Raw genomic sequence first — 10,533 nt, 5'->3', positions numbered from 1 at the left:
CACTAAATTGGCTACCGACCTTTAGTTGTATTGTAAGGTCTTCTTTTTGCCTATTTCAACAAAAGAATAGTTTCGCATAGAAAAATTATACACTTAGCTATAAAATAGCCGAAAATGGTTTGCGTTATCTTTTGTTCTTCTTTTTGATTTATGGAGTCCTCTCCGTATTGGGTGTGCCGATTGCTACGCTCATTGCCGGTGCCGGTCTTGCGGGCCTTGCGATCGGGCTCGGCGCGCAACAATTCATCAATGATATTGTCAATGGTTTCTTCATCATCCTGGAGTCCCAATTTGATGTCGGCGATCACGTTGTCATCGGCGGAATCGATGGCACTGTCGTGAACGTAGGGCTACGGACGACACAAATCAAGAGTTTTGATGGGACTTTGCATTTCTTGCCGAACCACACCATCACCACCATAAGCAATCTTTCCCGAAATGATATGCGGGCAATGATCGATATCCTGTTGTATCCGGATACTGATTTCAAAACGGTCAATCAGGTCATCCAGACCGTCAACGACCGGCTTGTGCCGGAGCATCCGGAAATCGTCAAAGGTCCGAATGTCATTGGCATCACCGACAAAGGCAACGGCCAGCTTGCCTATCGGGTCACCTTCTATACGTTGAATGGCCAACAGTACAACATCCAAAATCTGTTCTTGGGAAGTTACCGTTCCGCATTGTTGGAAGCCGGCATCCAGATTCCGGCTATGCCATACACCGCCCCGAAAGCATAAGTATATTAAAAAAGTGTTCCGCCTCCAAATCGTTTGGAGGCGGAACACTTTTTGTTTTTTGGGGTGAGGCGTGGAGCAAACAGCCGATTTCTATCTTTCGGATGCCACTTCTTCCTTCTCTTCGATTTTCTCAAATTTATAGATGCGGTGGATGCCGTGCACCAGGTGGTTCACTCTCGTCAGAATCTCTTTACGCGTAATGATGCCGATAAATTTGCCATCATCTTCGGTGACGCACAGGAAATTATGGTCGATCAGATGATTCAAAATATCCTCAAGGTCTGTCCATGGACGTATGGTCTGTACATTGCGGTCCATCACCTCTTCCACCGTGAGCATCTCCATCTTGTCATAGCGGATCGCATCGATTTCCGTGATCGCTTTGATGATCATCGGTATGGAAATCAGGCCCTTGATGCGGGACTTGGAATCCAGAACGGGGATGACGGAATACTTCACTTGGGAAAGCACCAGAAACGCATGGTTCAAGTTATTCGAACAATGCACATTAGCGACGTTTTCGCCATGGATCATCAGATCCCCGCATGCGTCATTGTCCAACAGTAAACCGGCTACTTCGCTACTAATCATTACTATTTCCTCCTAAAAGGTATCCATCTGGAGTTTATGCCGGTGGAAACACCTTCATTGCATGTGATCAAAAAATTTGAAATTGTTTTTTCAAGTGGGTCAGTTCCTGATGGCGGTCATTGTAATAGGTTACTGTGACGGATTGTTCGTCCAATGTGACGATGCAATAAGTTTTTTCCATCAGTGTGCCCCGCGGCTGACTGATACTCCCCGGATTGATGAACAGGATGCCGTCCTCCTGCTCCGCTTTGGCGATATGGGTATGTCCATAAAACACCAGAGAAGCAGCCGCTAGCTTGGCTTCGCGTTTCAACTCGGCAACGGAGTTTCTGACAGCATGACGATGTCCATGGACAACCAGCACAGTCCGGTTATCGACCTGGAATCGGTATTCGTCGTTCATTTGATAGTCATAATCGCAATTTCCCATCACCGTTGACATGATCCCCCAGATCAGATCGGAACTGCTCAATTCCGAATCACCGCAGTGCACGAAATGATCAACTTGATTTGTATAACGTAAAGCCAAATCGTTCAGGATATCTTTTTCCCCGTGGCTATCACTGACTGCAAGTATCTTTACCATTTAATCTGCTTCCTTTTCCAGCCAGGCAGCCCAACTTTTCTCCAGATTTTTCAGGGCTTGTGCGCGGTGGCTGATTTGATTTTTTTCAATATCGCTCAATTCCGCCATCGTCTTGCCAAATTGCGGCAAATAGAACAACGGATCATATCCGAAACCATTGTCTCCGCTTGGGAACTCCGCGATTTCACCCTCGATATCCCCTTCGACAACCAGACTTTCCCGTTCCGGATGGGCTAACACCAAGGTACAATGGAAATGCGCCTTCCGGGATGGGTTTTCCTGGGATCCAAGCATTGCAAGTACTTTCGCATTATTGGCGGCATCGCTTTTCGTTCCACCTGCGAAACGGGCAGAAAACACACCCGGTTGACCATCCAATGCATCTATGCAGATGCCCGAATCGTCCGCCAAGACTGTCATACCAAGCAATCCGGCTATCGTCTCAGCTTTCTTGCGTGCATTGGCCTCGAACGTATAGCCAGTTTCCTCCACATCCTCTATTTCCGGATAGTCCAATAAGGTCACTACTTCGTAGCCTTTCGGTTCAAACAGCAAGGCGAAATCCCTGGCTTTTCCCGGATTTTTTGTCGCTATCACAATCTTCTTTTTTTCAGTTGCGTTCATTGTATCCCTCATTTCTCAATCATTACTGATCAAATTGACCAGATCGACTTTTTCGATTTTAAAATTGCTTTGGCCGAGCCAATTTTCTGCAATATCCGAAAAAAGTTTGGGCGAACCCGTCGTATAAAAAACGTATTCGGAGGCTTCCTTATTATGTGAGCTTTCCGCCAAGTGGAAATAATCCAATAAGGTACTCACTTCGGAAACTGTTTCAGCCCCTGAATCGATCAGGGTCACGCTAGGCCCCATCACATTTTGGATGAGCGGCGTCAAAAGCGGATAATGCGTGCACCCCAGAATCAGGGTATCAATCGATTCTTTCAGCAAGGGTTTCAGCGTTTCCGCCACCACTTTTTTGGCGATCGATCCATTGTACTGGTTGCTCTCCACTAGAGGCACGAATTTGGGACAGCTCATGCTGATGACCGAAATGTCCTTGTCTTTGTCCTTGATCGTTTTCTTGTAGACATCACTGTTGATGGTGCCTTTTGTACCAATTACGGCAATGCGTTCATTTTTTGAATGTTTGATGGCTGCGCGACTCCCAGGGTTGATGACACCTACCACCGGAATGTCCACCCGCTCCCGGATGATGTCCAAGGCAGCGGCTGTCGCTGTGTTACAGGCAATCACCAGCATTTTGATATCTTTCTTCAGCAGAAACTGGGTCATTTCCCACGTGTATTGAATCACTTCTTCTTTGGGCCTTGGTCCATAGGGGCATCTGGCGGAATCCCCCAGATAATAAATGGATTCATTGGGAAGCTGTTTCATCGCTTGTTTCACAACCGTCAAGCCGCCGACGCCAGAGTCAATAAAACCGATTGCTTTTTTGCTCATGCAGTTACTTCCTTTATTTGTTTTCGTATCTCTATTTTACCTTAAGATGCACGAATTTGGTGAAAATGAGGCAAATTTCATGCGAACTTGCTTTACTTTTGCGGAAAATGTGACTTCTTTTCCCAAGCCCACTGGCGCTTATTGGCGGTTCCAAAATATATGTGCTACAATGGTCTCAATTTCAGGACGGTTTTTTGTTTGTCCTTCTGAAGCACCCACCGCTGAGGAGGATGCGAACCATGAAAAGGAGTGGAAGTCAGATGAATCACCAATTGATCGTAACCGTAGTCGATAAAGGATTGATCGACCGCGTCTTCGAAAACGCGCGCTGCGAAGAAGCCTATTGCGGAACAATCGTTGCCGGCCGTGGATCCGGTATGCACGAGAACAAAAAATTGTTTAATTTGGCTTTGGAACCGGAAAAGGAGATTCTGCTGGTTTTGGCCCAGGAACAGCATTCCAAAAAAATCATCAACCAAATCGAGGAAGCGGGAAACATCACCGCTCCCGGGAACGGAATCCTTTTTGGACTTAACATCAAAAGAGTGCACGGAATCCAGTGAAATTCACAAACGAAACTCGTTATACCGCTATTCGCGTTATAACGAGTTTTCATTTTTCGTATGGATGGAGCAGCGTCTTCAACCGTTCAGCAAACGACGTTGTTCCTCTTCTTTTTTCCAGTCCGAAATATATTTGAAGACCGGAATCAACAGCAAAATCAGACCCAAAGCTTTTTTGGCAGTCCACATAAACATCTTCCTTTCTGATTGCATATTGGATTTCTTACCCCTATTATGCCTGATTCAAACGGAAAACGCCATTGATAGGCATTGCCTGAAAATAGGCTCTATCCTCTTATTAAAATACGTGTATAATGAAGTGTACATTTAAGGGGGGAAATCCATTGAATCCTGAAAACGAAAATGCCCGTATTATCGATAATGAACATTTTTCCTATTTATTGATAAGGGATTACCTTCTGGGAAACATCCTCGGCGAACATACCGACGAAATATTGTATTGGGCCGGAAAAGATTTGGCGCGGCAATTCCCATTAAAAAGTCAGGAAGATCTGTATGAAGCGATGATCTATTGCGGTTTCGGGAAATTGGAACTGCTCAAAAAAGAAAAAAATGCGCAACAATATCGGTTGGAAAGCGATCTGGTTACCATCCGCACCCAAAACGAGCAGGCATCCTTCCAGCTGGAAGCCGGATTTTTGGCCCAGCAGATTCAGATGACGACCGGCCTTCCCTGTGAGGCAAAGACGGAGATAACAATCGGAAAAGACAAGAAAAAAGAAGTCATCATCACGCTGTTCATTGAGTGATCCTGAACGCAGAAACAGTCCGGCGATTCGCTGCCGGGCTGTTTCTGCGTTTTTTTGGTGAAGGCATAATCGGTTTTTTGTGCTTTCTCCGGATGAAGCAATCCTGGCCGAAGTTGGACCACTAAGCGCGCCTCCTCCGGCGGACTGTCCTTCGCCTATAACGTATCCTAAAATAACATCCAAACAAAAAAAGTTGCCGCTAGTCCTGAAACGGCAACGGCAACTCTATCCTAATGTTTAGATATATTTTTCAAGCGTTTCTTCAAGCATCTCTTTTGCGTGATAGCCGACTAATTTCTCCACAACTTGGCCATCTTTTTTGATCAACAACGTCGGGATACCCATGATGCCGAATTGGCTTGGTGTTTGCGGATTAGCATCCACATCCATTTTTCCAAAAGTCACTTTGTCGCCGATTTCTGTGTCCAATTCATCGATGATCGGTGATTGCATGCGGCAAGGTCCGCACCAAGTTGCCCAGAAATCCACTAGAACAACCCCATTTTTTGTTTCTGTTTCAAAATTTGCATCTGTTAATATTTTTACCATTGTAATTTGCTCCCTTCACTATTCATCTTTATGTTCCAATTATAGCAGAGGTTTTGCTCAGTACCAATCAATCTGCTCAGCCTCGGAATGTTACGATTGTCGCGCCATTTCCGCCTGCGTTCACCGGTGCATACTCGTAGGACAGCACTTGCGGGTGACGCTTCAGCAAATCACCTACCCCTTTACGGAGCGCGCCCGTGCCTTTTCCGTGTACGATTGTTACCTGAGGATACCCAGCCAATAAAGCAGCGTCCAAATACTGATCGACTTCAGCCAAGGCTTCTTCGTAACGTTGGCCTCTGAGGTCGAGCTGCGTCGCTACATGACTGGATGAAGCCGATTTGACAGTGGCGATCTGCCTTTGCCTTCTTTGTTGTTGCGGCTCTTCTTTGATCAATCTCAGATCCGATTCCGGCAACTTCATCTTCATGATCCCCATCTGTACGACCCATTCACCGTTGCCCTTTTTCTCGACAAGCGTCCCACGCTGGCCATACGTCTCCGTCATGACCTCATCACCCGGCTTCAACATCTTTTTCTCTTTTGCTTTGCGCAGCACTTTGTTTTTTACCAAAGACTCCTCTTGGCGCAGATCATTGAATTGCTTGCGCAAATCGATCAGTTCGTGCTCTTTGATGCTGCCGGAATTCCCCATGTTCAGCTGCATTTCACGGATTTCCTGCAAGAGGAATTCTGCCTCTTCTTTCGCCGTGTCAACCAACTTATTGGCTTCTTTTTTGGCATCTTCAAGAACTTTTTCCTTGTTGGTTTCCAGTTTTTCATTTGCTCGCTTCAGGTCCGCCAACAGTTTATCGGATTCTTCCAACTGCGCTTGGAGTTGCATGGATTCTTTTTCGGTGACGCGTCGCTTCTGTTCCAGATCCGCAATCATCTCGTTCAGATTTTGGCTGTCAACGTCAATGAAACTGCGTGCCTGATCGATGATGCTAGGGTTCAGTCCGAGTCGCTTCGAAATATCGAAGGCATTGCTTCGTCCGGGAACGCCTATCTGCAAACGATAGGTTGGAGCCAACGTTTCTCCATTGAATTCCATGCTGGCATTGATCGTTCCCGAGCGATTGTATCCGTAGGCCTTCAATTCGGGATAATGCGTGGTGGCCATGACATAGCTGCCGATGCCGCCGATATGGTCCAAAATCGAGATGGCCAGAGACGCTCCCTCTTGAGGATCTGTACCGGAGCCCAACTCATCCAGAAGCACCAGACTCTTCTCGTCAATCTGATTAAGGATCGAGACGATGTTGGTCATATGCGAGGAGAACGTACTCAGGCTCTGTTCGATCGACTGCTCATCTCCAATGTCAGCAAAAATTTCCGTGAAAATACCGATTTGGCTATCCTCATCCGCCGGTATCTGAAGCCCGGATTGGCCCATCATTTGGATAATCCCGAGTGTTTTCAGCATAATCGTCTTTCCTCCGGTATTCGGCCCGGTAATGACGATCGCCTGATAGGCTTCGCCGAGGATCAGATCGTTCGCGACAACATCATCTTGATCGATGAGCGGGTGTCTGGCTTTCCAGATGGCGATGTGGTTTTCTTTGCTGATGATCGGGCGAGTCGCTTTCAGTGAATCCGCATAACGCGCTTTTGCGTTGATGAAATCCAAAGTCGCCAGTACCTCGCTGTTTCCGTATAATTCCTGCGTGAAAGGCTCGATTTCCATCGATAATTCGTACAGAATCCGTTCGATTTCTGCTTTCTCTTGGGCAGCCAATTGACGCAGATGATTGTTCAGATCCAGGATGGCTTGCGGTTCGATATAAAGGGTCTGGCCTGTCGAACTTTGGTCATGGACAATGCCGCCGAATTGGTTGCGGTATTCGACTTTGACCGGAATCACAAAACGGTCATTGCGGATGGTGATGATAGCGCCACTGAGATAGGACGCTTTGTTCCCTCTGATGATGTCATCCAGTTTGGTGCGGATGTTCTGTTCGCCCTGTTTGATTCCTGTACGGATCCCTTTCAAAGCAGGCGAAGCATCGTTCTGGATCGTACCATCCTCATGCACGGTCGCTTGGATCCTTCTGGTGATTTCGGGCAAGACGACCAATCTGTCAACCAGTTCATCTAGGACATAAAAGGGAATCTCGTTGTCTTCGAACCACTGGAAGAACTGGATAATTTCTCTTGTCGTTGACAACACGCGGCCGATTTCAGCGATTTCTTTGCCGTTCAAGGTGCCGCCTATCTCAAGACGCTTCAGATGGCTGCGGATGGACTTCAGCCTCGGCATCGGAATCCCGCCTTTCAGGCGCAACACTTTTCTGCCGTCTTCTGTTTCATTCTGCAGAGCAACGACTTTTTCAGGATCAGTTTCGGGAAATAACGCCTGAACCATATCTTTCCCTTGATCGGTTGCCGCAAAATTTTGGAGTTGTTGTTTTATCTTTTCAAACTCTAATGTCTTGCTTATTTTATTATTCATTATATTCTCCTAAAAAGTGCTTCTTCAAAAAAACGGGACAATATAGTACACTATACAGTCCCTTCCGTTTATTTAACCTTGCGTTACTGAATGATGCCGATCCACCAATCGTAGATTAACCGCGAAAAGTAAGGCGTTTCGGACACCATCCAAGCCGCGAGTTCGCTATCGGCATACAGTTGTTGGATGAAATCCAACGGAATCATGGATGCGAGCGTCAAGAGCAGGAAAATCCCGATGTAGTGCATCAGGAATCCGAGTACACCGCCTCCCAGCTGGTTCAGCTGTTTGATGATCGGAAAAAATGCCAATGAGTTCAGCATGCTCCCGACAAATCGCGTAACCAGCCAACCAGCGAACAGCAACAGGATGAATGCCAAGCCGTTATAGAACGCCTGATCAAGGACGAAGGATACCTGTTCAGAGTAAAAAATCAATTCTTTACCAAACTCGACGGACGGGTACGGGACCAGCAGATCGATTTTTTCGGCGATGACGGTATAATATTCTCTGGCGACCAAGAAAGAAATGAAATACCCTACGGTGTAGACAACCTGCAGAATAAGACCTCTTCTGACGCCTGTATAGATGCCCCACAATAAAGCGAGCACTATGATCAACGTAAGCATTTTTTCACCTGATTTCTACAGTCTTTTTACTATTTTTTTACATCGTGCTCTTTATTTTTGGCGTAAGGCGGAATGGCTTTTTCAGCATTTTTGTTGACACCTAAAGCCGAACGCACTTGATTTCTGTGCTGAGCCCGTTTCAACGTCGCCTCGGAAGCAGTAGTCGTCTTCGTCAATTTTGAATTTGATTTCCGGGCCGGAAGTTCATTTGCTTCGCGGGCAGCTTGCTGCAGTTCGCTTATGGTTGCGGGCATAGACTGAACAGTTTGGCTCACTTTATCGCGCTTTTCACTAGCTAAGGCTGCCGCTGACTTCTTTTCCGCTGCAACGTCAGTAAAAGGAACCGCCTCATTTTTTTGTTCGACGTCGGCAACCGCTTGGGGCTGGAGTTCTTCAGCTGAATTCTGATTGGGCTCGGTTTGCTCCCTTTTCTCGACAGAAGCAGCAGCTGCAACGTTTTTGCTTTCCTGCAAAGCCTTCTCCAACATCTCCACTTTCAGCAAAAGCTCTTCCACTTCCAATTGCTTCGTGATCTGATCGGATATGGCGTTCACAGCCACGAGAATGCCGCGCTCCTCACGACCAAGGGCCGGAGCGGCCTCTTTTATCTGTTCCAACTGCGCATTGACCAATTCCGATACCGCAGTCAAATGCTCAGGTGCTTTATTTCCCACAATCGTATAGGTCTTTCCTGCTATGATTGTTTTGAATCTTCTCTTTTGTTCTGTCATATTCAATGACCTCCATTAAAAAACTGTCTAGTACATTTTAACATAAATCCGACGAATTGCAGTATAAACCTCTCCATGTTTCCAATCCTGTTCTTTTCCCCAGATTGGCTCCCCCAGCTCTGCTGCAATTCCCCATGAAGAACTGCGCCTCCTGTGATAGAATAAAGGATGCTACCCTCGATAATCTGAATAAAAAAATTAAATTGAGCAAGGATGAGAATATGTCAAATGCTGTATTGAAAGTAACGACGGACCAACTGAAAAAAATGGCCGTCTTTTATCAGGATTATGTTGTGAAACCAGTGCCGCACAGCCTTTTCACGGCCAAAAAAAACCAGACCACCATCACCGGCTACAATTCCGGAAAAGTACTGTTCCAAGGCCAAAACGCCGAAAATGAAGCCGCGCTGTGGCAACCATCCTATGAGCGGACCGGAGCTGTTAACCCTCCTGCCGCAAAAAAAGAAGTGAAAAAAGAGATTGCCAGCAAAGCCGGACTGCCTGCTGGCTTTTCCGAATGGTCCGTCATCGGCAGCGACGAAGTCGGCAACGGCAGCTATTTCGGACCATTGACAGTCTGTGCCGTCTACGCCTCCGCCGAACAATTGCCGTTGCTGAAAAAGTTGGGCGTCCAGGACTCAAAGGCGCTGACGGATGCCCGCATTATGGCCATCGCAAAGCAGTTATTGCAGCAGGTACCGCACAGCGTCATCAACTTGATGCCCGAAAAATACAATGAGATCCAACCGACGATGTCCCAAGGGAAAATGAAGGCATTGCTGCATAACCAGGTCCTCAATCACTTGTTGAAGAAAATAGCTCCGGAAAAACCCAAAGCGATCCTGATCGATCAGTTTGAGTTGCCTTCGACTTATTTCAAGCATATTTCCGACCAAAAAGTGCAGGTGAAGGAGAATCTCCATTTCCAGACAAAAGGCGAATCCCACCACCTAGCAGTCGCAGCGGCTTCCATCATTGCACGCTATTATTTCCTCAAAACCTTGGCTGAGATGACGGAAGCTTCCGGTTATCCGATTCCTTCAGGCGCCGGCGCGAACGTAGACCTGGTCGCTGCAGAAATGTACCGAGAAGGCGGCTTGGAACTGCTCGACAAATACACGAAGCTTCACTTCGCCAATACCCAAAAAGCGATCCGACTGGCAAACAGATAACTAGACGGCGTGACATGCGGTATATGCGGTATATCTGGCTCCGTTCTCCGGCGAGCGGATGCTTCGTCGAAGTACGGACCACATTCCGCACGAGTTCTCCGATGTGGACAGCTTCGTCGGCGTTCACACCAGAAATTCCCGCTGTCCCCCGGTGAACGCTCCACTAGCCGGAGCTGGGAGCTTGTTTCCGAAGCCAGCATACAATTACTTGGCTCAACACCACATATTAGCACCATAAAACAAAGAGTGGACTGCCTCATCACGAGACGGTCCACTCTTTGTTTAT

The 10,533-nt window shown here is 47.0% G+C and carries 12 protein-coding genes; 4 read left to right on the top strand and 8 right to left on the bottom strand.

The annotated features are described in order from the left end of the window. Positions 1-119 precede the first annotated feature (119 nt). The gene (locus ACTCCX_RS09060) at positions 120-740 is read left to right on the top strand and encodes a mechanosensitive ion channel family protein (RefSeq protein ID WP_463275691.1); all 621 of its coding nucleotides are present in this window, start codon (positions 120-122) and stop codon (positions 738-740) included. 90 nt (positions 741-830) lie between these two features. Here the strand turns inward: ACTCCX_RS09060 and cbpB are convergent, their stop codons facing one another. The 4 genes from cbpB to racE form a co-directional block, all read right to left on the bottom strand. Beyond that, the gene (cbpB, locus tag ACTCCX_RS09055; protein ID WP_463275690.1) at positions 831-1,331 is read right to left on the bottom strand and encodes a cyclic-di-AMP-binding protein CbpB; all 501 of its coding nucleotides are present in this window, start codon (positions 1,329-1,331) and stop codon (positions 831-833) included. Positions 1,332-1,398: 67 nt separating this feature from the next. Further along, entirely contained in the window at positions 1,399-1,917 is a 519-nt protein-coding gene (locus ACTCCX_RS09050; protein ID WP_463275689.1) for a metallophosphoesterase, read from the bottom strand. Further along, complete coding sequence (locus tag ACTCCX_RS09045; RefSeq protein WP_463275688.1) at positions 1,918-2,541, bottom strand: XTP/dITP diphosphatase; 624 nt, start codon at positions 2,539-2,541, stop codon at positions 1,918-1,920. It abuts the gene before it with no gap. Between the two features lie 15 nt (positions 2,542-2,556). Further along, positions 2,557-3,381, bottom strand: a complete 825-nt coding sequence (racE, locus tag ACTCCX_RS09040) for a glutamate racemase (protein ID WP_463275687.1) — start codon at positions 3,379-3,381, stop codon at positions 2,557-2,559. 239 nt (positions 3,382-3,620) lie between these two features. On the opposite strand from racE, the gene ACTCCX_RS09035 reads away from it, so the two are divergent. Together ACTCCX_RS09035 and ACTCCX_RS09030 are read left to right on the top strand one after the other, a co-directional pair. Next, positions 3,621-3,944: a hypothetical protein gene (locus ACTCCX_RS09035; protein WP_463275686.1), complete on the top strand. Its 324-nt coding sequence runs from the start codon at positions 3,621-3,623 to the stop codon at positions 3,942-3,944. Between the two features lie 344 nt (positions 3,945-4,288). Then, positions 4,289-4,714, top strand: a complete 426-nt coding sequence (locus ACTCCX_RS09030) for a YslB family protein (protein ID WP_463275685.1) — start codon at positions 4,289-4,291, stop codon at positions 4,712-4,714. 237 nt (positions 4,715-4,951) lie between these two features. On the opposite strand, the gene trxA is transcribed toward ACTCCX_RS09030, so the two are convergent. The 4 genes from trxA to ACTCCX_RS09010 form a co-directional block, all read right to left on the bottom strand. Continuing rightward, entirely contained in the window at positions 4,952-5,263 is a 312-nt protein-coding gene (gene trxA, locus ACTCCX_RS09025) for a thioredoxin (RefSeq protein WP_463275684.1), read from the bottom strand. A 76-nt stretch (positions 5,264-5,339) separates the two neighbouring features. Further along, entirely contained in the window at positions 5,340-7,715 is a 2,376-nt protein-coding gene (locus ACTCCX_RS09020) for an endonuclease MutS2 (RefSeq protein WP_463275683.1), read from the bottom strand. An 83-nt stretch (positions 7,716-7,798) separates the two neighbouring features. Further along, positions 7,799-8,344, bottom strand: coding sequence for a CvpA family protein (locus ACTCCX_RS09015; RefSeq protein ID WP_463275682.1), 546 nt, complete (start codon positions 8,342-8,344; stop codon positions 7,799-7,801). Positions 8,345-8,373: 29 nt separating this feature from the next. Then, positions 8,374-9,075 (bottom strand): cell division protein ZapA, encoded by a 702-nt coding sequence (locus ACTCCX_RS09010; protein ID WP_463275681.1) that lies wholly within the window; start codon positions 9,073-9,075, stop codon positions 8,374-8,376. 221 nt (positions 9,076-9,296) lie between these two features. Between ACTCCX_RS09010 and rnhC the strand changes: the two genes are divergently transcribed. Beyond that, positions 9,297-10,247, top strand: coding sequence for a ribonuclease HIII (gene rnhC, locus ACTCCX_RS09005; RefSeq protein ID WP_463275680.1), 951 nt, complete (start codon positions 9,297-9,299; stop codon positions 10,245-10,247). The last annotated feature ends 286 nt before the right edge of the window (positions 10,248-10,533 follow it).

The sequence above is a fragment of the Trichococcus sp. genome, from assembly GCF_055118575.1.
This window is presented reverse-complemented; position numbering and strand designations above follow the sequence as displayed.

Coding starts and splice junctions, on each gene's coding strand:
- cbpB (WP_463275690.1), bottom strand. CDS start 1,331: ATGATTAGTAGCGAAGTAGCCGGTTTACTGTTGGACAATGACGCATGC.
- ACTCCX_RS09050 (WP_463275689.1), bottom strand. CDS start 1,917: ATGGTAAAGATACTTGCAGTCAGTGATAGCCACGGGGAAAAAGATATC.
- ACTCCX_RS09045 (WP_463275688.1), bottom strand. CDS start 2,541: ATGAACGCAACTGAAAAAAAGAAGATTGTGATAGCGACAAAAAATCCG.
- racE (WP_463275687.1), bottom strand. CDS start 3,381: ATGAGCAAAAAAGCAATCGGTTTTATTGACTCTGGCGTCGGCGGCTTG.
- ACTCCX_RS09035 (WP_463275686.1), top strand. CDS start 3,621: ATGAAAAGGAGTGGAAGTCAGATGAATCACCAATTGATCGTAACCGTA.
- trxA (WP_463275684.1), bottom strand. CDS start 5,263: ATGGTAAAAATATTAACAGATGCAAATTTTGAAACAGAAACAAAAAAT.
- ACTCCX_RS09020 (WP_463275683.1), bottom strand. CDS start 7,715: ATGAATAATAAAATAAGCAAGACATTAGAGTTTGAAAAGATAAAACAA.
- ACTCCX_RS09015 (WP_463275682.1), bottom strand. CDS start 8,344: ATGCTTACGTTGATCATAGTGCTCGCTTTATTGTGGGGCATCTATACA.
- ACTCCX_RS09010 (WP_463275681.1), bottom strand. CDS start 9,075: ATGACAGAACAAAAGAGAAGATTCAAAACAATCATAGCAGGAAAGACC.
- rnhC (WP_463275680.1), top strand. CDS start 9,297: ATGTCAAATGCTGTATTGAAAGTAACGACGGACCAACTGAAAAAAATG.